This is a genomic window from Staphylococcus sp. HMSC36A10 (assembly GCF_001838845.1).
GTDB lineage: Bacteria > Bacillota > Bacilli > Staphylococcales > Staphylococcaceae > Staphylococcus > Staphylococcus aureus.
Genome location: NZ_KV839134.1, coordinates 12,401 through 31,684, shown reverse-complemented (window position 1 = coordinate 31,684; position 19,284 = coordinate 12,401). Strand labels below are relative to the sequence as shown.

General features: G+C 30.7%; 26 protein-coding genes, 1 pseudogene and 1 riboswitch. Of the genes and pseudogenes, 17 read left to right on the top strand and 10 right to left on the bottom strand.

Translation table 11 applies throughout. The annotated features are described in order from the left end of the window. The 6 genes from HMPREF3247_RS13630 to HMPREF3247_RS13605 form a co-directional block, all read left to right on the top strand. A partial coding sequence (locus HMPREF3247_RS13630) for an LPXTG cell wall anchor domain-containing protein (RefSeq protein WP_142349159.1) occupies positions 1-518 on the top strand: 518 nt, incomplete at its 5' end. Between the two features lie 220 nt (positions 519-738). Continuing rightward, positions 739-2,277: a von Willebrand factor binding protein Vwb gene (gene vwb, locus HMPREF3247_RS13625; protein ID WP_000791707.1), complete on the top strand. Its 1,539-nt coding sequence runs from the start codon at positions 739-741 to the stop codon at positions 2,275-2,277. 350 nt (positions 2,278-2,627) lie between these two features. Further along, a complete protein-coding gene (emp, locus tag HMPREF3247_RS13620; protein WP_000728071.1) occupies positions 2,628-3,650 on the top strand; it encodes an extracellular matrix protein-binding adhesin Emp in 1,023 nt (340 codons plus the stop codon). Positions 3,651-3,984: 334 nt separating this feature from the next. Beyond that, on the top strand, positions 3,985-4,455 hold the full coding sequence (locus tag HMPREF3247_RS13615) for a hypothetical protein (protein ID WP_000824472.1): 471 nt from the start codon (positions 3,985-3,987) through the stop codon (positions 4,453-4,455). A gap of 340 nt (positions 4,456-4,795) precedes the next feature. Next, positions 4,796-5,482, top strand: a complete 687-nt coding sequence (locus HMPREF3247_RS13610; RefSeq protein WP_001566557.1) for a thermonuclease family protein — start codon at positions 4,796-4,798, stop codon at positions 5,480-5,482. Between the two features lie 356 nt (positions 5,483-5,838). After that, on the top strand, positions 5,839-6,039 hold the full coding sequence (locus HMPREF3247_RS13605; protein ID WP_001059082.1) for a cold-shock protein: 201 nt from the start codon (positions 5,839-5,841) through the stop codon (positions 6,037-6,039). Positions 6,040-6,533: 494 nt separating this feature from the next. Here HMPREF3247_RS13605 and HMPREF3247_RS13600 read toward each other — a convergent pair. The 5 genes and pseudogenes from HMPREF3247_RS13600 to tsaA all read right to left on the bottom strand — a co-directional run bounded on the left by HMPREF3247_RS13600 (position 6,534) and on the right by tsaA (position 8,427). Further along, positions 6,534-6,759: pseudogene (locus tag HMPREF3247_RS13600) on the bottom strand (hypothetical protein). A 61-nt stretch (positions 6,760-6,820) separates the two neighbouring features. Then, entirely contained in the window at positions 6,821-7,105 is a 285-nt protein-coding gene (locus tag HMPREF3247_RS13595) for a hypothetical protein (protein ID WP_001004394.1), read from the bottom strand. An 87-nt stretch (positions 7,106-7,192) separates the two neighbouring features. Beyond that, positions 7,193-7,762: a lipoprotein N-acylation protein LnsA gene (gene lnsA / locus HMPREF3247_RS13590; protein ID WP_001106652.1), complete on the bottom strand. Its 570-nt coding sequence runs from the start codon at positions 7,760-7,762 to the stop codon at positions 7,193-7,195. A gap of 187 nt (positions 7,763-7,949) precedes the next feature. Then, a complete protein-coding gene (tsaT, locus tag HMPREF3247_RS13585) occupies positions 7,950-8,138 on the bottom strand; it encodes a type II toxin-antitoxin system toxin TsaT (protein ID WP_000052076.1) in 189 nt (62 codons plus the stop codon). A gap of 28 nt (positions 8,139-8,166) precedes the next feature. Beyond that, positions 8,167-8,427, bottom strand: coding sequence for a type II toxin-antitoxin system antitoxin TsaA (gene tsaA, locus HMPREF3247_RS13580; protein ID WP_001059690.1), 261 nt, complete (start codon positions 8,425-8,427; stop codon positions 8,167-8,169). 340 nt (positions 8,428-8,767) lie between these two features. On the opposite strand from tsaA, the gene HMPREF3247_RS13575 reads away from it, so the two are divergent. Beyond that, a complete protein-coding gene (locus tag HMPREF3247_RS13575; protein ID WP_000145163.1) occupies positions 8,768-8,971 on the top strand; it encodes a sterile alpha motif-like domain-containing protein in 204 nt (67 codons plus the stop codon). Here HMPREF3247_RS13575 and HMPREF3247_RS13570 read toward each other — a convergent pair. Next, a complete protein-coding gene (locus HMPREF3247_RS13570) occupies positions 8,968-9,204 on the bottom strand; it encodes a hypothetical protein (RefSeq protein ID WP_000368687.1) in 237 nt (78 codons plus the stop codon). The genes HMPREF3247_RS13575 and HMPREF3247_RS13570 overlap by 4 nt on opposite strands. A gap of 224 nt (positions 9,205-9,428) precedes the next feature. On the opposite strand from HMPREF3247_RS13570, the gene HMPREF3247_RS13565 reads away from it, so the two are divergent. Then, positions 9,429-10,010 carry a histidine phosphatase family protein gene (locus tag HMPREF3247_RS13565; RefSeq protein ID WP_001140697.1) on the top strand — a complete coding sequence of 194 codons (582 nt, stop codon included), beginning with the start codon at positions 9,429-9,431 and terminating at the stop codon, positions 10,008-10,010. Between the two features lie 72 nt (positions 10,011-10,082). On the opposite strand, the gene HMPREF3247_RS13560 is transcribed toward HMPREF3247_RS13565, so the two are convergent. The 3 genes from HMPREF3247_RS13560 to HMPREF3247_RS13550 all read right to left on the bottom strand — a co-directional run bounded on the left by HMPREF3247_RS13560 (position 10,083) and on the right by HMPREF3247_RS13550 (position 12,170). Next, positions 10,083-10,700, bottom strand: coding sequence for a LysE/ArgO family amino acid transporter (locus HMPREF3247_RS13560; protein WP_000255561.1), 618 nt, complete (start codon positions 10,698-10,700; stop codon positions 10,083-10,085). A gap of 154 nt (positions 10,701-10,854) precedes the next feature. Next, positions 10,855-11,349, bottom strand: coding sequence for a GNAT family N-acetyltransferase (locus tag HMPREF3247_RS13555; protein WP_000569884.1), 495 nt, complete (start codon positions 11,347-11,349; stop codon positions 10,855-10,857). A 398-nt stretch (positions 11,350-11,747) separates the two neighbouring features. Continuing rightward, positions 11,748-12,170, bottom strand: a complete 423-nt coding sequence (locus HMPREF3247_RS13550) for an organic hydroperoxide resistance protein (protein WP_000974460.1) — start codon at positions 12,168-12,170, stop codon at positions 11,748-11,750. A gap of 147 nt (positions 12,171-12,317) precedes the next feature. On the opposite strand from HMPREF3247_RS13550, the gene aroD reads away from it, so the two are divergent. Both aroD and HMPREF3247_RS13540 read left to right on the top strand, forming a co-directional pair. Beyond that, positions 12,318-13,034 carry a type I 3-dehydroquinate dehydratase gene (gene aroD, locus HMPREF3247_RS13545; protein WP_000150019.1) on the top strand — a complete coding sequence of 239 codons (717 nt, stop codon included), beginning with the start codon at positions 12,318-12,320 and terminating at the stop codon, positions 13,032-13,034. A gap of 82 nt (positions 13,035-13,116) precedes the next feature. Beyond that, positions 13,117-13,656 carry a nitroreductase family protein gene (locus HMPREF3247_RS13540; RefSeq protein WP_000422910.1) on the top strand — a complete coding sequence of 180 codons (540 nt, stop codon included), beginning with the start codon at positions 13,117-13,119 and terminating at the stop codon, positions 13,654-13,656. A 149-nt stretch (positions 13,657-13,805) separates the two neighbouring features. Here HMPREF3247_RS13540 and HMPREF3247_RS13535 read toward each other — a convergent pair whose 3' ends face one another. Beyond that, positions 13,806-14,126 carry a thioredoxin family protein gene (locus HMPREF3247_RS13535; RefSeq protein WP_001147953.1) on the bottom strand — a complete coding sequence of 107 codons (321 nt, stop codon included), beginning with the start codon at positions 14,124-14,126 and terminating at the stop codon, positions 13,806-13,808. 143 nt (positions 14,127-14,269) lie between these two features. Between HMPREF3247_RS13535 and HMPREF3247_RS13530 the strand changes: the two genes are divergently transcribed. From HMPREF3247_RS13530 to HMPREF3247_RS13495, 7 genes are all read left to right on the top strand, one after another. Further along, positions 14,270-14,626: an arsenate reductase family protein gene (locus HMPREF3247_RS13530; protein ID WP_000589549.1), complete on the top strand. Its 357-nt coding sequence runs from the start codon at positions 14,270-14,272 to the stop codon at positions 14,624-14,626. Between the two features lie 157 nt (positions 14,627-14,783). After that, positions 14,784-15,164: a glycine cleavage system protein GcvH gene (gene gcvH, locus HMPREF3247_RS13525; RefSeq protein ID WP_000290489.1), complete on the top strand. Its 381-nt coding sequence runs from the start codon at positions 14,784-14,786 to the stop codon at positions 15,162-15,164. Positions 15,165-15,342: 178 nt separating this feature from the next. Further along, positions 15,343-16,221: a YwqG family protein gene (locus HMPREF3247_RS13515; RefSeq protein ID WP_000932216.1), complete on the top strand. Its 879-nt coding sequence runs from the start codon at positions 15,343-15,345 to the stop codon at positions 16,219-16,221. Positions 16,222-16,635: 414 nt separating this feature from the next. Then, positions 16,636-17,022: a toprim domain-containing protein gene (locus HMPREF3247_RS13510; RefSeq protein ID WP_001018962.1), complete on the top strand. Its 387-nt coding sequence runs from the start codon at positions 16,636-16,638 to the stop codon at positions 17,020-17,022. Next, positions 17,015-17,311 (top strand): thioredoxin family protein, encoded by a 297-nt coding sequence (locus tag HMPREF3247_RS13505; protein WP_001065801.1) that lies wholly within the window; start codon positions 17,015-17,017, stop codon positions 17,309-17,311. The genes HMPREF3247_RS13510 and HMPREF3247_RS13505 overlap by 8 nt, the downstream gene beginning before the upstream one ends. Positions 17,312-17,368: 57 nt before the next feature. Next, a riboswitch (SAM riboswitch) is annotated at positions 17,369-17,472 on the top strand. A gap of 88 nt (positions 17,473-17,560) precedes the next feature. Beyond that, positions 17,561-18,586 (top strand): methionine ABC transporter ATP-binding protein, encoded by a 1,026-nt coding sequence (locus HMPREF3247_RS13500; protein WP_000571218.1) that lies wholly within the window; start codon positions 17,561-17,563, stop codon positions 18,584-18,586. Beyond that, positions 18,579-19,274, top strand: a complete 696-nt coding sequence (locus tag HMPREF3247_RS13495) for a methionine ABC transporter permease (RefSeq protein ID WP_000520233.1) — start codon at positions 18,579-18,581, stop codon at positions 19,272-19,274. The genes HMPREF3247_RS13500 and HMPREF3247_RS13495 overlap by 8 nt, the downstream gene beginning before the upstream one ends. Positions 19,275-19,284 lie beyond the last annotated feature (10 nt).

Here is a 19,284-nt window from a genome sequence, read left to right as displayed (position 1 = left end):
ACTCGGATTCAGATAGCGATTCTGACTCAGATAGCGATTCAGACTCAGACAGTGACTCAGACTCAGACAGCGATTCAGATTCCGATAGCGATTCAGATTCCGACAGTGACTCAGACAGCGATTCAGACTCAGACAGTGACTCGGATTCAGATAGCGATTCCGACTCAGACAGTGACTCGGATTCAGATAGCGATTCTGACTCAGATAGTGACTCCGACTTAGACAGCGACTCAGATTCAGATAGCGATTCAGATTCCGACAGTGACTCAGATTCGGATAGCGATTCAGAATCAGATAGTGACTCCGACTCAGGTTCTAACAATAATGTAGTGCCGCCTAATTCACCTAAAAATGGTACTAATGCTTCTAATAAAAATGAGGCTAAAGATAGTAAAGAGCCATTACCAGATACAGGTTCTGAAGATGAAGCGAATACGTCACTAATTTGGGGATTATTAGCATCATTAGGTTCATTACTACTTTTCAGAAGAAAAAAAGAAAATAAAGATAAGAAATAAGTAATAATGATATTAAATTAATCATATGATTCATGAAGAAGCCACCTTAAAAGGTGGCTTTTTTACTTGGATTTTCCAAATATATTGTTTGAATATAATTAATAATTAATTCATCAACAGTTAATTATTTTAAAAAGGTAGATGTTATATAATTTGGCTTGGCGAAAAAATAGGGTGTAAGGTAGGTTGTTAATTAAGGAAAATTAAGGAGAAAATACAGTTGAAAAATAAATTGCTAGTTTTATCATTGGGAGCATTATGTGTATCACAAATTTGGGAAAGCAATCGTGCAAGTGCAGTGGTTTCTGGGGAAGAGAATCCATATAAATCTGAGTCATTGAAATTAAATGGGAAAAGAAGCACTACAATAACTAGTGATAAATATGAAGAAAATTTAGATATGTTAATATCGTCATTATCATTTGCAGATTATGAAAAATATGAGGAACCAGAATACAAAGAAGCAGTTAAAAAGTATCAACAAAAATTTATGGCTGAAGATGATGCATTAAAAAAATTTTTTAGTGAAGAGAAAAAAATAAAAAATAGAAATACTAATACTAATACTAATACATCAAATTATCTGGGGTTAACACACGAAAGATATGAGTCAATTTATAATTCATTAAAAAAACATCGTGAAGAATTTTCAAAAGAAATCGAAGAAATTAATAATAAAAATCCAGAGTTAAAAGAATATAACAATGAGGAACAAACTAAAGCTGATACGGAATTAAACACTCTTGAAAATCAAGTACTAATGATAGGTTATACATTTTATCACTCGAATAAAAATGAAGTAGAAGATTTATATAACAAATTAGATATGATTCTTGGTTATAAAGATGAAGAGAGAAAAAAGAAGAGGGCTACCAATCAAAGAATGTTCAATAATAAAAAAGAGGATTTAGAAACTATTATTGATGAATTCTTTGGAGAAATTGGACAACAAAGGCCAACATCTATACCAACATTAGCGCCTAAAGAAGAGAAAGAAACAAATACTAATAATGCTAATAAATTAAAGTATGACACTGAAGCAGCAAAAACTGACGAATCAAAAAGAAGTAATCGAAGTAAAAGAAGTTTAGATTCTCAAAATTATAAATCTGTTTCAAAAGAAGTAACTGCAGAGCAAAAAGCTGAATATGAAAAAAGAGCTGAAGAAAGAAAAGCAAGATTTCTAGATAGACAAAAAAGTAAAAAAGAACCGGTTGTATCATTAGAATACGATTTTGAACACAAGCAACGTTTTAATAACGCAAATGACAAACAACTTGTTGTTTCTGCACCAACAAAGAAACCAACAACACCGACTACATATACTGAAACAACGACTCAGGTACCAATGCCTACAGTTGAGCGTCAAACTCAGCAACAAATCGTTTACAAAACACCAAAACCATTAGTTGGATTAAATGGTGAAAGTCATGATTTCACAACAACGCATCAATCACCAACAACTTCAAATCACACGCATAATAATGTTGTTGAATTTGAAGAAACGTCTGCTTTACCTGGTAGAAAATCAGGATCACTGGTTGGTATAAGTCAAATTGATTCTTCTCATCTAACTGAACGTGAGAAGCGTGTAATTAAGCGTGAACACGTTAGAGAAGCTCAAAAGTTAGTTGATAATTATAAAGATACACATAGTTATAGAGACCGATTAAATGCACAACAAAAAGTAAATACATTAAGTGAAGGTCATCAAAAACGTTTTAATAAACAAATCAATAAAGTATACAATGGCAAATAATTAATGCATGGCTGCAAAGCAAATAATGAGTTTGTCGAAAAAATAATAACATTTTAAACTAGCAATAAATAATATCTAAGTTATCATTTCAATGATGCAATCTAGTATAGTCCACATTCTAAACAGGTGTGGACTATTACTTTTTTCACTTTATATTACGAAAAAATTATTATGCTTAACTATCAATATCAATAATTAATTTTAAGCTGAAAAACAATAAAAATGTTAAGACAACGTTTACTTCAAGTTAATTATTATACTGAAAATTCTGGTATATAATGCTGTTAGTGAATATAACAGGAAAATTAAATTGGTTATAATATTGAGTCTATATAAAGGAGAAATAACAGATGAAAAAGAAATTATTAGTTTTAACTATGAGCACGCTATTTGCTACACAACTTATCAATTCAAATCACGCTAAAGCATCAGTGACAGAGAGTGTTGACAAAAAATTTGTAGTTCCAGAATCAGGAATTAATAAAATTATTCCATCTTACAATGAATTTAAAAAAGCACCAAAAGTAAATGTTAGTAATTTAACTGACAATAAAAACTTTGTAGTTTCTGAAGACAAATTGAATAAGATTTCGGATCCTTCAGCAGCAAGTAAAATTGTAGATAAAAACTTTGCCGTACCAGAATCAAAGTTAGGAAACATTGTACCAGAGTACAAAGAAATCAATAATCGCGTGAATGTAACAACAAACAATCCAGCTTCACAACAAGTTGATAAGCATTTTGTTGCTAAAGGCCCAGAAGTAAATAGATTTATTACGCAAAACAAAGTAAACCACCACTTCATTACTACGCAAACCCACTACAAGAAAGTTATTACTTCATACAAATCAACACATGTACATAAACATGTAAATCATGCAAAGGATTCTATTAATAAACACTTTATTGTTAAACCATCAGAATCGCCTAGATATACACATCCATCTCAATCTTTAATTATCAAGCATCATTTTGCAGTTCCTGGATATCACGCGCATAAATTTGTTACACCAGGGCATGCTAGCATTAAAATTAATCACTTTTGTGTTGTGCCACAAATAAATAGTTTCAAGGTAATTCCACCATATGGTCACAATTCACATCGTATGCATGTACCAAGTTTCCAAAATAACACAACAGCAACACATCAAAATGCTAAAGTAAATAAAGCATATGACTATAAATACTTCTATTCTTATAAAGTAGTTAAAGGTGTGAAGAAATATTTCTCATTTTCACAATCAAATGGTTATAAAATTGGGAAACCATCATTAAATATCAAAAATGTAAATTATCAATATGCTGTTCCAAGTTATAGCCCTACACACTACGTTCCTGAATTTAAGGGTAGCTTACCAGCACCACGAGTATAAAAATTGGCACTAAGTTTACGAGATATGATAAATACCTATTATTTTAAATATAGTCTACAATCTATGTGGTTGTAGGCTGTATTTTTTGCAGTTTATCAATAAACACCCATCAACAAATTATACCGTTTTTCTACTTTGAAAGTTGGAAGTAACATAATCTTAAATAAATATATTATTAATTAAGATAAATATAATACTCAAGATTATTGTTAATAGTTTGTTCATCGCAAGTTAATTATTGTTTCTAAAATATTGGTATATAATTTTCAATGGCGAAGAAAACAGGGTGAAAAAGTCGGTTTTTATATCAAAGCAAATAAGGGAGCATAAACAAATGAAAAGGAAAGTATTAGTACTAACAATGGGTGTAATTTGTGCAACTCAATTATGGCATTCTAATCACGCAAACGCATTAGTAACAGAGAGTGGCGCAAATGATACTAAGCAATTTACTGAAATTGTATCGGAAGAGAAAGTTATAACAGTTGAACATGCTCAAATTAATATTTTTCAATCTAATAGCAATTCAAACTTGATGGAGTTCAACATATTAACAATGGGCGGTAAATCAGGAGCTATGGTTGGTTATAGTGAAATTGACTCATCACATTTCACAGACCGTGACAAACGCGTTATTAGACGTGATCATGTTAAAGAAGCACAAAGCTTAGTAGAGAACTATAAAGATACACAAAGTGCTGATGCTAGGATGAAAGCCAAACAAAAAGTTAACACATTAAGCAAACCGCATCAAAACTATTTCAATAAACAAATTGATAAGGTTTATAATGGATTACAACGCTAATCCAAAGTAAATTATAAGTTATACATCTCGTTTTTAAATGACAATTTATCCCCGTAAATATTATAAATAATCTTTTCAAATTCCACATAGATATAGAGACACTAATAAACCTCTTTGTCTCGATATGATAGTCTGCAACGATTCATGTTGTAGGCTTTTTAATTTTACAAATAAGGCTAAATATATAAGTTCTGGCACCTAAAATATAGAAAATACATAAAAGTAAGTATAGTTATTTTATTATAATTATTAAATTTTTATTAATTAATTGTAAAAATGTAGAATTATAATTAATTAACGTTTAATATTAAAATTAACTAAAAAGAAAGAGGTGTTAGTTATGACAGAATACTTATTAAGTGCTGGCATATGTATGGCAATCGTTTCAATATTACTTATAGGGATGGCTATCAGTAATGTTTCGAAAGGGCAATACGCAAAGAGGTTTTTCTATTTCACTACTAGTTGCTTAGTGTTAACTTTAGTTGTAGTTTCAAGTCTAAGTAGCTCAGCAAATGCATCACAAACAGATAATGGCGTAAATAGAAGTGGTTCTGAAGACCCAACAGTATATAGTGCAACTTCAACTAAAAAATTACATAAAGAACCTGCGACATTAATTAAAGCGATTGATGGTGATACGGTTAAATTAATGTACAAAGGTCAACCAATGACATTCAGACTATTATTGGTTGATACACCTGAAACAAAGCATCCTAAAAAAGGTGTAGAGAAATATGGTCCTGAAGCAAGTGCATTTACGAAAAAAATGGTAGAAAATGCAAAGAAAATTGAAGTCGAGTTTGACAAAGGTCAAAGAACTGATAAATATGGACGTGGCTTAGCGTATATTTATGCTGATGGAAAAATGGTAAACGAAGCTTTAGTTCGTCAAGGCTTGGCTAAAGTTGCTTATGTTTATAAACCTAACAATACACATGAACAACTTTTAAGAAAAAGTGAAGCACAAGCAAAAAAAGAGAAATTAAATATTTGGAGCGAAGACAACGCTGATTCAGGTCAATAATGCTCATTGTAAAAGTGTCACTGCTGCTAGTGGCACTTTTATAATTTTTAGATCACGATATGATTTATTATCAATTCAGAATTAAAAAAGTAAATAGTATCAAAAGTAAGTGTATTTAATATTAGAAAATAAAAATTTTAAATTTAGTATTAAAATGGAATGTTACTATATAGTTCAATGTGTATTATCACAGAAAATAAAATAATGCTTTACTTCTATATTTAAAAGTGTATAATGAAAGTTAAGTAATAAAGAGCGTGAAGAAAAATGTGAGTTATTTATATAGAATATTCTCCTTTTCATTTATGAATTTGTTACAAAATATTTAGTGCAAAAGCACGACGGAGGTATTCAATATGAATAACGGTACAGTTAAATGGTTTAATGCAGAAAAAGGTTTTGGTTTCATCGAAAGAGAAGATGGTAGCGACGTATTCGTACACTTCTCAGCAATCGCTGAAGATGGATACAAATCATTAGAAGAAGGCCAAAAAGTTGAATTCGACATCGTTGAAGGCGACCGTGGCGAGCAAGCTGCAAACGTAGTTAAAATGTAATTTTAACTTATTCAAACAGTCCTTACTATAGGGCTGTTTTTTTATGCTTTAAATCGATAACAGTTGGTGTGGTAAAAGCACTAGCTGTTATTTTTTTGTCCAATAAATATAGGTGGAGATCTAACAATATATAATGGTTCTAAAATAAATCGAACTGATGGAAAAGTTTTTTACTTTTCATCTGTCCGACTTTTGATTTTGAATAAAAAAAGCGCCAATACAGAACTTTAATAATGACGAGAATTAAAGTCTGTATATGGCGATAACAAGAAGTAATGTTAAACACTCAAAATGTTTAACAATAATAGGATACCACATCGCATAATATCTTACTACTTAATTAATAATTTAACTAATCAACTTTTTGTTAATTTTTTATTAAGACTGATTAATTATTGAGAATATTTATTGTTTTTAAAATCTCATAATAATTCAGTAATCTTGTTTTCATTTAAAAGGCGGAACATTAAAATAATTAAATAAAAATATTGCGTTTAATTTACAGCGTCAAATATACTTATTTCTAATGCTTTGGGGTCTACTGAAACAAGTAGAGAATGATCGATGTTACTAACATTGCCATTCTCCAAATCTATTTCTGTGAGTATTTGGAAGCTACCATTAACCATTAGGCAATGGTTTAACAATAGACAATTGCTTTTCCGCTTGTTGTATTAAAAAAGGTTTTGTAGATTGATTATTAATATGCCATTCACTCATGTATGTTTTTCACTCCTGCTTTAAAATAGGGTTAAAAAGTTTATAGTTGAGACATTCATGTTCAACCAAAATTTTGTTCAAATTCAATAAATGTCTTGTTTAAAATAGAAATATTGTAAATGTTATCGTCCAAAATTTCACCAGTTAAGTATTTGTTTTGAATTAAAATTTGGCAGTTAGTTAAGAAGTCTTGATAATCACGATCGCAAAAATAGTTTTCACGTGCATCTTTAGCATCGCCAAAAAAGTTAGCGACTGTTTCTGTTTCTCCTTTATTCGAACGTTCAATATATAATTTGTAAAATTTAGCTATTGTATACTTTTGTTCTTTAGTTAGTTCATTCAAAATATTGGGCCTCCTGAAATATCATTTGTAATCTATACCCAATTTATTGCAAAACACAAACTAATTTAACTATTTGATGAAACTGTGTTAATAAGCTTTAACAAGCCTTAGTTTGTATGGATCTATAAAATTATCTTTAATTGCATAGGGTGAAATAATATGTAGTCCATAACTTTTAACTGATTTTTCACTTACACCAAATTTATAAGCTTGATAGATAATTTTAGTACAATACGTAAATTTTTTGCTGTTCAAATTTAATGTAACTAGATAACGATGATTTGTATTTTCATAGTTTTTCTTAACCCAGTCAGCCGCTTTTTTACCTGCACCAGGATAGCTGCAACGATAAACTTTCATCCAATCATTTTTGCCACTTGCATAATTATATTTAAAAGATTCGAAGGATTGTGTAGTTGGTTTGTCGCCAGGCCCCTCAATTTGTAAAATCGTTTTATCATCAATCGCGATACTACAATGACCAAAAAATCCCCACATGACAGGGCCTTTTGTAACAATAATATCACCAGGTTGTAATTGGAATTTGTCATCTTGAATTTCTGAATACTTATTATCTGCAATTGTTTTTGGTGAGTTTATAGGGGATACGACAACGAATAATATAAGTAAAATTATCGTTCGTTTAATATAGTTCACTTAAAAGCTCCTTGTTGAAGAAATATATGTAAATAGTCTTAAATTAGAATTGTAATCTTTAATAAGCTTGTAAGACTAAAACATACCTTAAATATTAAAGTATGAGAGTGTGAAATGTCTATTAAGAATAAAAAACAGTCTGAAACATCATTGAGACGCTTCAGACTGGATATAAAATGAATTTCATTTATAGCACACCAAATATAAATGTGTATATTAATATAGCGAATCCAAAAATATAGAGAATGACAGTGAAACTTAAATAGGACTCTTTTTTAGATTCTTTGCCAGTTTTTTTCATTAATACGAGTATAAACGTAGCGGCAACTAAGAAAATTAATGCTAGCCAAAACAGAATTGCAAAATGTAAAGACATGTGAAACCCTCCTTATATACCGTAATTATTAACCTATAAAACTATAAAAAATAGGATAAATGTAATATAGAACGAGTACGATATTTATAAAAAATAATATTTCACTTAACCAGTTTTTAGTTATCATTGCAATGGTAAAGGATACGATGAGTATCACACCACAAATGATAATACCAGGCAGGAGCCAACATAAATCATCTAAATCTTTATTATATGTGATTAAAATATTAAAGATAACAAAAGTGGTAGTAATAACTATATTGATAGCATTTAACAAAATGTTATTCATGACTGACACCTACTAGTATAAAAATAGCTTCTTAATAAATATGATAACACTATTTTCCAATAGGTAAATAAAAAGTATAGTTATTTTTAAAATATTATTTGTAGAATGCTAAAGTTTATTAATTCAAACAAGTGAGCATATATAGGGGTGTATAGTATTAATATGAAAAGAATATTTACATACTAAAAACTCTTAAAGTTGTATAATTCGTTAATATTTTTAGAATCAGATATCAAAAAAATGTGCAAAATCACTTTTGCACATTTACAAATACTAGTTTTCTGATAAGATTAATAATAACACTTTAAATAGCGCTTAATAAAAGAAGGGGGCAAGTCTTATGACGTTTTACAATTTCATCATGGGTTTTCAAAATGATAACACACCATTTGGTATATTGGCCGAACACGTTAGTGAAGATAAAGCATTCCCTCGATTAGAAGAAAGACACCAAGTAATTAGAGCATATGTGATGTCTAATTACACAGATCATCAATTAATTGAAACTACAAATAGAGCTATTAGCTTATATATGGCAAATTAATTTGAGTAGTACCAATTATGATGTATTAGTGCATCCCAAATATCTTTTGTTTTAAAGTTTATTTCATCATTTCTTATCGAAAATGGTGTAATAATGTCTTTATCTAACCAAGTGTTGATAAGTTCATTTGGTACACCATCTAACAACATTTCACTTTTACTAATTATAAAACATTCCCAGTCAAGTGAAACATTTTGTGGATTCACATAATTACATTGATTATGATTATCCATAAACACTCACTCCTTTAAAATTCTGTACTCTTCATTGCGTTTTACCCCGTCACATTATCTTTTAAACTAAAATCATCATTACTTATGAAAAAAATGTACATCAAAAGCAAAGGTTTTCGCTACCGAAAAAGTTTAAATAATGGTTTAATATATTTGGTACTCATTTTAATAAAAAGAGAATACATTTTGAGCTATCAATACTTTTTATTGAAGAGGTGTTATTGTTGGCTAAAACGTTATATTTAATGCGCCACGGACAAACTTTGTTTAATTTTAAGGGACTAATTCAGGGATTTGGAGATTCGCCGCTAACAGAACTTGGAATTGCTCAAGCTCAAAAGGCACGTAGTTATTATGAAACTAAGGGGATAAACTTCGATTTATATGCATCATCAACGCAAGAACGCGCAAGTGACACACTTGAAAATGTTGCACCTAACCAATCGTATCAACGTTTTAAGGGACTGAAGGAATGGCATTTTGGATTATTTGAAGGTGAGTCAGTCTATCTATTTGATAATCTATACAAGCCTGAAGACTTATTCGGAGATCGAATTGTTCCTTTCAAAGGAGAGGCAAGGCAACAAGTTGAAGAACGCATTGTGAAAACTTTACATGACATTATGTCTCAAACAAAGAATAATGCATTAGTCGTGAGTCATGGGACAATAATGGGAGTATTTTTAAGATATTGCCTTAAACTAGATGAAGCATTAAAGCATAATATCGGTAATTGTAATATCCTGAAATTTGAATATGACAATGGAACATTTAAATTTGTTGAGTTAATTGATCCAAATTTATAATAAATAAAGCGTTATACATAGACACAAGTATGTTTTTTGTATAACGCTTTTAAAATACAACTACATAACGCTTTAGAATAATAATTGAATAAGTTTTTGTAATATCATCAGAGCAACAATAATAATTATTATGCTTGATATTTTATTGATTATTGTTAATAATTTTCCGGTTTTATCAATTGATCCAACCATTTTTCCTAAAATTGCGAGTAAAAAGAACCATAACCATGAAACGCTAATACAAGCGATTGTAAACGCAATTTTATTGCTGCCACTATATAATGCAGCACTACTACCAATTACACCAATTGTATCTAAAATAGCATGTGGATTGAGTAATGAAACTGATAAAGCAAAACTTACTTGTTTCATTGGAGACATAATTTGAGTTTCTCCATCTGTTGAGGGTTTATCATGCCAAATGGTCCAAGCCATATACATCAAGAAAATTAAACCAACTATATAAATAATTGCTTGAAGTACAGGTAAAGACATAATAATGATAGATACTCCTACCACTGCAATAATAATAAGTAAGCTGTCTGACAACCCGGCTGTAATTATTGCAGGCAATACATATCTATATTTTGGTTGATTAGCTCCTTGGTTAAAAATAAATACATTTTGTGCACCTAAAGGTAAAATTAGACCAATCGCTAAGATAAATCCATGAATAATTGCGGTTACCATTAAGTTTTGACACCCCTAAAAAATAGAATATTCTGAAAAAACTTATTGTTATCATATCAAATAAAAAACAACTACTCAATAGTAGAGTAGTTGTATGAAAAATAGAACCTATATGATTTGAATTTATGAGAAATGTAGAATATATAAAACTGTATTACTTATTAATCAAATCATAAAAAAGCCAATGTTCATCGAAATAGGTATTTCCGATTTTAATTGCATTTTTCTCAAAACCAAGAATGTCGAATCCTAGTGCACTATAGAAAACTTTAGCACCTATGTTGTTTGACACAATTGATGTAAGTAAAGATTCGTAATTGTTCTGCCGTGCATAATTAATAATGAAATTAATGAGCTCGCTATTAATCGATTTATCGTTATTAGTAACAAAGTTGTATTTAATTAATGATTTATGTTCTTTTCCAACGTATCGAATTTGTTCTAAGGCAGCTGTTGCGATAAGTGTTTCGTTTTCATAACAGCCAAATACAATACATTTCGGTGAACCTTGATTTAAAATGTCATGTATTAAGGTGTCAGTCATTGTTTGACTATAATGTGAATCTTGAGTGAATTCTTCATTGACTGTCGAAACAAGTCTCTTATACTCATTAAAATCATTATTCGTTAATGTTTTAATTTCAATCATTACTGACCTCCTTAATCATTATTAAGAAAGATTTTGTACTAAAAAAATTTCTTAATTACATATTAAAATGTTTATTAAAATTTTGCAATCACTGATTTATATGCACATTCTTGTAAATGGATTATCAATTTAATTATATTTATTTTTAAGTTCAGGAAATTATGGAATTGGTTATTGGTCGACACTGGACTTTTATTTGTAGACGGTATGCGAAGAAGTCAAGCCAGTATTGGAACCGGTCACATTTATGATGACTAAGGTACAATCTTTTTCAGTTAAATATTGCCAGAAATTTCAATCACGAATAGAAAAAATAACCAACCAAAAATTTTTGGTTGGCAAATTTGAATTTTATGTGAATTTTATTAATAACGTTGAATAATCTCTTTAAGTTAATGCTAATCTACAACATTTACATTTAAATCGACATTAATATTTCCTTGAGTCGCTTTTGAATATGGACAAAATTCATGAGCCATTTGTAAATATTTTTCAGCTTCTTCTTGAGATATAACATTTTTAATTGTCGCATCAATTGAAACACTTAATTTAGGACTTTCTGAGTCTGAATCATCTTCTAGTCTCACTGTTAGTGTTACTTCTGGATGAGCATCACGCACTTTGTTTTGCTTTAAAATTAGGTCGAAGGCACCGTTGAAGCAAGATGCATAACCTGCTGCAAATAATTGTTCGGGGTTAGTAGCTTTACCATCTGCTTGAGCAGGCGGAACGATATCAATATCTAACGCTCGATCATCAGTATAAACATGTCCTTTACGTCCGCCAACATTCGTCGCTTTAGTTTCATAATGTATTGCCATACTTATAACCTCCTAATTTAAAATACATTTATGCTTTACCCATTCGAAAATACCTTAATCATTTTCATTTATAGCATTGTTTGATTGAAGGATAAAAAGTTGTTGTTTACAATAAAAATAATGAGTATCTGAAATGAGGGATTCACTATGACACATGTGGAAGTAGTAGCAACTATCGCGCCACAATTATCTATCGAAGAAACTTTAATTCAAAAAATTAATCATCGTATTGATGCAATAGACGTATTAGAATTACGAATTGATCAAATTGAAAATGTCACAGTTAATCAAGTGGCAGAAATGATTACAAAGCTGAAGGTTATGCAAGATTCATTCAAATTATTAGTTACGTATCGTACAAAGTTACAAGGTGGCTATGGGCAATTTACAAATGACTCGTATCTTAATTTAATATCAGACTTAGCAAATATCAATGGTATAGATATGATTGATATAGAATGGCAAGCAGATATTGACATTGAAAAACATCAACGAATCATTACACATTTGCAACAGTATAATAAAGAGGTGGTTATATCACATCATAATTTCGAAAGTACGCCTCCGTTAGATGAATTGCAATTTATATTTTTTAAAATGCAAAAATTCAACCCAGAATACGTTAAATTAGCAGTAATGCCACATAATAAAAATGATGTGTTAAATTTATTGCAGGCAATGTCTACATTTTCAGATACTATGGACTGCAAAGTTGTTGGTATTTCAATGTCTAAACTTGGACTAATAAGTAGAACGGCTCAAGGCGTTTTTGGTGGTGCATTGACTTATGGTTGTATCGGAGAACCACAAGCTCCAGGACAGATTGATGTTACTGATTTAAAAGCACAAGTGACTTTATACTAATAAAATGAATTAGGTTGCTTTTGTGTAAGTGCTGTCTTATAATTGAGAAGTATTATCATTGTTCGTGGAGGAGCGATTTTAGATGGAATTACAACAAGCAATAGCTAATAGAAGAAGTGTGAAAAAATTTAAAAGAGATATGCACATAGATGACGCATTGCTATATCAAGCAATTGAGAAAGCTGCTGATGCTCCAAATCACGGAATGAGGGAACCATGGAGAGTTGTGCATGTTCCGAAAGACAGATTAGGAGATATGAGTAAGGATATTTCTAAATTTGCATTTCCTAATGAATTAGATAAGCAACAATGTCATTATGATGCAGTTACGAAACTAGGTGGCATGTTATTGCTTATTTTAAAAACAGATCCAAGACAACGTCAAAATGATGAAAACTACTTTGCATTTGGTGCATATGCACAAAATCTTATGTTGTTACTTTATGAAGCGGGAATAGGTACATGTTGGAAATCGCCATTATATATCTATGATCCTAAAGTAAGAAAAACACTTGGTATAAAGAAAGATGAAGTTCTTTCTGGATTCTTATATTTAACGGATTTAGAAGAAGATATGCCTAAAGCACCACGTAAAAATAGAAACTTAATTACATTATATTAATATGTATAATTATAGAAACATTAATAAAAGCTGAGTCATGAATTGATGGACATCTATCGAGTTAGAGATTTAATCTAACTTACTAGAGTCGGTACAATCACAGTCTCAGCTTTTTATTGTGCAGTATATACACATTTTTATTTTAGTATTTATTTAAAAGTTTCTGCTAAAAATGATTCAACTTGCTCAGGTGACTTAGCATTTGCTGAATGAAGGTGTGCAATTTTGTCGCCGTTTTTAAATACTAGCAAGCTAGGGATACCCATAACTTCATTTTCAACAACTACATCTTCTAATTCATCACGATTAACAGTATACCATTGGTAATCTTTATATTGTTCTACGATTGGGTCAATCCATAAATCCATAGCACGACAGTCTGGGCACCATCCTGCCTCAAATTTAACAATTACAGGTGTATCGCTATTAATCACAGATTTAAATGATTCATTACTTTTGATTGCTTGCATTGTAACAACTCCTCTAGATAGTTTAATAATTTTTATTATAGCTAAATTTATAACATAATAAAAAATTTTAGCTTCAAAATGAAAGCCTTTTGCTATGGAAAATGATATATTTATTTTAAATACATAAAGGAGGTTGCAGTCGTATGATTAAATTTTACCAATATAAGAATTGTACAACTTGTAAAAAGGCAGCAAAGTTTTTAGATGAATATGGCGTAAGTTATGAACCAATTGATATCGTTCAACATACACCTACAATAAATGAATTTAAAACAATAATTGCAAATACAGGCGTAGAAATTAATAAATTGTTTAATACACACGGCGCGAAATATCGTGAGCTTGATTTGAAAAATAAATTACAAACTTTATCAGATGATGAAAAGTTAGAGTTGTTATCATCTGATGGTATGTTAGTAAAGCGTCCTCTAGCAGTAATGGGCGATAAGATAACGTTAGGATTTAAAGAAGATCAATATAAAGAGACTTGGTTAGCGTAAGTATAATGTAAACGTTTACTAAATATCTCGATATTTAGATTCATTACATGTAAAATGAAATAAGCTATACAATTGTTAATTTTTATAAATATAGTTGAATAGCATCTAGCCTTATGGCATCATTAATGATGTAAAGATTAATTAGGAGGGGATTCTCTTGGCAGTACCAAATGAATTGAAATATTCAAAAGAGCATGAATGGGTTAAAGTTGAAGGTAATGTAGCAACAATTGGAATCACAGAATACGCACAAAGCGAGTTAGGTGATATTGTTTTCGTTGAATTACCAGAAACAGATGATGAAATTAATGAAGGGGATACGTTTGGTAGCGTAGAATCAGTTAAAACTGTATCAGAATTATATGCACCAATCTCTGGTAAAGTAGTTGAAGTCAACGAAGAACTAGAAGATAGTCCCGAATTTGTAAATGAATCTCCATACGAAAAAGCATGGATGGTAAAAGTAGAAATTAGTGATGAAAGTCAGATTGAAGCTTTATTAACAGCTGAAAAATATTCAGAAATGATTGGTGAATAATCACCGTGTAACTCCTTAATCTAAGATTGAGGAGTTTATTTTTAGTCTGAGAAAATAAATAATATGAAAGAAAAATTATTAGGTACTATTATTTGGAGTATTGCTACATTTTATTATTCAAGAATGATGGAAATAATGAATTTAGCTATTTTAAAAATAAAAATTGGGGGAAGTTAATATGCTAAACATTCAAGACGTTAGTCATCTTTCTAAAAAGGAGCAAAAAGCATATAACCGTTTCGTAGAATCTGTAGAAAACGGTAATTTACCAGTACTACCATGTATTGAAATGGATCTAAAAGAGATGCAAGAAGAAACATTAAACCAGAGTAAGATTGGTGGAATGCCATTTTTAAAATCTTTTAAAGATATACCATTAGATGAAAATAATGTACCAATGGTATTGCTAGCACAGATTAATTTGGATGATCTTCCAGAACAACAAGAATTATTTCCTGTAAAAGAAGGGATATTGCAGTTTTGGATTAGTTCAGAAGATCAAATGTATGGAATGTCTGAAAATTTAAAGGGAAACAATATAAACTCAAGGCTTGTTTATATAAAAGAGCCAATTACAGATTTATCACTCGAAAATATTCAAGCGCATTTGAAGTCATTAGATGCTGATAATGAGGATATCCCATTCAGTGGAGCATTTTCTATAGAATTTAGATTGTCGAAACAAACTATTACATGTACTGATTATAAGTACGATGAGGACGTGCTTGCATTGTGGAATAAAGTCAATCCATCCTTCGCGCTAAAATCAATGTTTGGTGGTTATGATGAATTGATGGAACCTGTGTGTAACACATTTACTGCTAAGGAACCATTTAATCAACTTGGTGGTTATCCATATTTTGACCAAATAGATCCAAGAACGAACGATCAAGAACTGAAAATGTATGATAGAGTCTTACTGCAAATTGATTCTACAAGAGATGGTAATTCTTCGATTATATGGGGTGATTTAGGTATTGCCAATATCTTAGTAAAATCTACTGACCTTGAGGCTATGAAGTTTGATGATTACATGTATTCATGGGATTGCAGCTAAGAGAATCATAAAAATATATTACTTTAATAAGTGTAGTATCTATAGATCAATCTAGGGAGTGGGACAGAAATGATATTTTCGCAAAATTTATTTCGTCGTCCCACCCCAACTTGCATTGTCTGTAGAAATTGGGAATCCAATTTCTCTTTGTTGGGGCCCCGCTATGATTGAAAAGTTTGTTATAGGTGTATTTTCTTTTGGTTAACTATTGGTAATATAACATTGTAGATTTTAGGATGTTGATTTTTGACTTAGCCTTTGTCTGCTTATGTTAAATGTTACAGCTAGTCAAACATTGAGTTTGTAATTATTATATTAAGCTAGTTTAAATTTTTTGTGATTTATGTTTTATTCATACCAATTTTGTGAAATGATACAGTGACAGATGTTTATTGATTTTAAAGGGTGATGATGATGGCTATTGTAAATAAAGTGATAATTGTTGAAGGAAAATCTGATAAAAAAAGGGTGCAACAGGTTATTGCAGAACCAGTCAATATTATTTGTACTCATGGAACAATGAGTATAGATAAGCTTGATGATATGATAGAATCACTGTATGATAAACAAGTTTTTGTATTAGCCGATTCTGATGACGAAGGAGATCGAATTAGAAATTGGTTTAAACGTTATTTGAGTGAAAGTGAACATATATTTATTGATAAAACTTACTGTCAAGTTGCGAATTGCCCCAAACAATATTTGGCGCATGTACTTTCAAAACATGGCTTTACTTGTAAGAAAGAAACACCTCTTTTACCGAATATAAATAATGAAAGGTTAGTTTTAGTAAATGAATAATTCATTAGACATCAAAGATGTAACTACATTTTATGAGGAAGACAAACATTTAATCTTTGGTTATACACCAACGTGTGGTACTTGTAAGGTTTCAGAAAGAATGTTAGACATTGCTAATGAAATATTGCAGTTACCATTATTGAAAATAGATTTAAACTTTTATCCTCAGTTTTGTAAAGATATGCAAATCATGTCTACGCCGATTTTATTGTTGATGAATAAAGATAAAGAAGTAAAACGAATTTATGCATTTAAATCGGTGACTGATTTGTTAGAAAATTTAAAATAGTTATTGACGAAATTTTACTAAGGTGTTAGGATTAATACAAATTAAATGATGCGTAAACTCTTATCGAGAGTGGTGGAGGGATGTGCCCTACGAAGCCCGGCAACCGTCTTATATAGAAATGGTGCCAATTCACATAAAGTTTTAACTTTTGAAGATGAGAGAAACAATACTACTATTGCTTTCTCAATTTTTCTATCGATATTGAGAAAGCATTTTTTATTTTATTAAGCAACACAGGGAGGAATCAACGTGATTGAATTAAAAGAAGTTGTTAAAGAATATCGGACTAAAAATAAAGAAGTCCTTGCTGTAGATCACGTTAATTTATCGATTCGAGCAGGATCGATTTATGGCGTCATTGGTTTTTCTGGAGCAGGAAAAAGTACTTTGATTCGAATGTTTAATCATTTAGAAGCGCCTACATCAGGTGAAGTTATTATAGATGGAGACCATATAGGTCAATTGTCCAAAAATGGATTAAGAGCAAAAAGACAAAAAGTAAGTATGATCTTCCAACATTTTAATTTGTTATGGTCAAGGACTGTGTTAAAAAATATTATGTTTCCGCTTGAAATTGCAGGTGTCCCTAGAAGGAGAGCTAAGCAAAAAGCATTAGAACTTGTCGAACTCGTCGGTTTAAAAGGTAGAGAAAAGGCTTATCCATCAGAGTTATCAGGTGGACAAAAGCAACGTGTTGGGATTGCACGAGCGTTAGCTAATGATCCAACGGTCTTGCTTTGTGATGAGGCAACAAGTGCACTTGATCCGCAAACAACAGATGAAATTTTAGATCTACTACTAAAAATTAGAGAACAACAAAATTTAACAATTGTACTAATTACGCATGAAATGCATGTCATTCGTCGTATTTGTGATGAAGTTGCAGTTATGGAAAGTGGTAAAGTGATAGAACAAGGACCGGTGACACAGGTTTTTGAAAATCCGCAACACACTGTGACAAAACGATTTGTGAAAGACGATTTAAATGATGATTTCGAAACATCTTTAACAGAATTAGAGCCATTAGAAAAAGATGCATATATCGTTAGATTAGTTTTCGCTGGTTCAACAACAACCGAGCCTATTGTATCGAGTCTATCAACTGCCTATGATATTAAAATTAATATTTTAGAAGCAAATATTAAAAATACAAAAAATGGAACAGTCGGCTTTTTAGTTCTGCATATTCCATATATTTCAAGTGTAGATTTCGGAAAATTCGAAAAAGAGTTAATTGAGCGACAAGTTAAAATGGAGGTGTTAAGACATGGGTAAATCATTTAGTGAAATTATAAATGAAATGATTACAATGCCTAATATTCAGTGGCCAGAAGTTTGGACTGCAATAGTCGAAACACTATACATGACAGTCGTCTCAACTATATTTGCATTTATACTTGGTCTTATTTTAGGTGTGTTATTATTCTTGTCTGCTAAAGGTAAGTCTATCGGTGCAAGGTTATTTTATTCTATCGTTTCTTTCATTGTTAACTTATTTAGAGCGATACCATTTATTATTTTAATTTTATTATTAATTCCATTTACAAGTTTGATACTTGGAACGATAAGTGGTCCGACAGGTGCGTTACCAGCCTTGATCATTGGCGCAGCACCGTTTTATGCAAGGCTCGTAGAAATTGCTTTTAAAGAAATTGATAAAGGTGTCATCGAAGCGGCTTGGTCAATGGGCGCTAATACTTGGACAGTAATTCGTAAAGTCCTTTTACCTGAAGCTATGCCAGCGCTAGTGTCTGGCATTACAGTTACAGCAATCGCTTTAGTTGGTTCAACAGCAGTTGCAGGTGTAATTGGTGCCGGTGGTTTAGGAAATTTAGCATACTTAACAGGTTTCACTCGAAATCAAAATGATGTCATTTTAGTATCAACAGTTTTTATTTTAATTATTGTATTTATAATCCAATTCATTGGGGATTGGCTTACAAATAAACTTGATAAACGATAAATTGGGGGTT

Bases quoted from the DNA above. Each gene is read 5' to 3' on its own strand.
- emp (WP_000728071.1), top strand. From the start codon at position 2,628: ATGAAAAAGAAATTATTAGTTTTAACTATGAGCACGCTATTTGCTACA.
- HMPREF3247_RS13515 (WP_000932216.1), top strand. From the start codon at position 15,343: ATGCTAAACATTCAAGACGTTAGTCATCTTTCTAAAAAGGAGCAAAAA.
- tsaA (WP_001059690.1), bottom strand. From the start codon at position 8,427: ATGAATAACATTTTGTTAAATGCTATCAATATAGTTATTACTACCACT.
- HMPREF3247_RS13530 (WP_000589549.1), top strand. From the start codon at position 14,270: ATGATTAAATTTTACCAATATAAGAATTGTACAACTTGTAAAAAGGCA.
- HMPREF3247_RS13610 (WP_001566557.1), top strand. From the start codon at position 4,796: ATGACAGAATACTTATTAAGTGCTGGCATATGTATGGCAATCGTTTCA.
- HMPREF3247_RS13535 (WP_001147953.1), bottom strand. From the start codon at position 14,126: ATGCAAGCAATCAAAAGTAATGAATCATTTAAATCTGTGATTAATAGC.
- HMPREF3247_RS13495 (WP_000520233.1), top strand. From the start codon at position 18,579: ATGGGTAAATCATTTAGTGAAATTATAAATGAAATGATTACAATGCCT.
- HMPREF3247_RS13560 (WP_000255561.1), bottom strand. From the start codon at position 10,700: ATGGTAACCGCAATTATTCATGGATTTATCTTAGCGATTGGTCTAATT.
- HMPREF3247_RS13570 (WP_000368687.1), bottom strand. From the start codon at position 9,204: ATGGATAATCATAATCAATGTAATTATGTGAATCCACAAAATGTTTCA.
- HMPREF3247_RS13540 (WP_000422910.1), top strand. From the start codon at position 13,117: ATGGAATTACAACAAGCAATAGCTAATAGAAGAAGTGTGAAAAAATTT.
- tsaT (WP_000052076.1), bottom strand. From the start codon at position 8,138: ATGTCTTTACATTTTGCAATTCTGTTTTGGCTAGCATTAATTTTCTTA.
- HMPREF3247_RS13550 (WP_000974460.1), bottom strand. From the start codon at position 12,170: ATGGCAATACATTATGAAACTAAAGCGACGAATGTTGGCGGACGTAAA.
- HMPREF3247_RS13510 (WP_001018962.1), top strand. From the start codon at position 16,636: ATGGCTATTGTAAATAAAGTGATAATTGTTGAAGGAAAATCTGATAAA.
- HMPREF3247_RS13505 (WP_001065801.1), top strand. From the start codon at position 17,015: ATGAATAATTCATTAGACATCAAAGATGTAACTACATTTTATGAGGAA.
- HMPREF3247_RS13555 (WP_000569884.1), bottom strand. From the start codon at position 11,349: ATGATTGAAATTAAAACATTAACGAATAATGATTTTAATGAGTATAAG.
- aroD (WP_000150019.1), top strand. From the start codon at position 12,318: ATGACACATGTGGAAGTAGTAGCAACTATCGCGCCACAATTATCTATC.
- HMPREF3247_RS13575 (WP_000145163.1), top strand. From the start codon at position 8,768: ATGACGTTTTACAATTTCATCATGGGTTTTCAAAATGATAACACACCA.
- HMPREF3247_RS13605 (WP_001059082.1), top strand. From the start codon at position 5,839: ATGAATAACGGTACAGTTAAATGGTTTAATGCAGAAAAAGGTTTTGGT.
- HMPREF3247_RS13615 (WP_000824472.1), top strand. From the start codon at position 3,985: ATGAAAAGGAAAGTATTAGTACTAACAATGGGTGTAATTTGTGCAACT.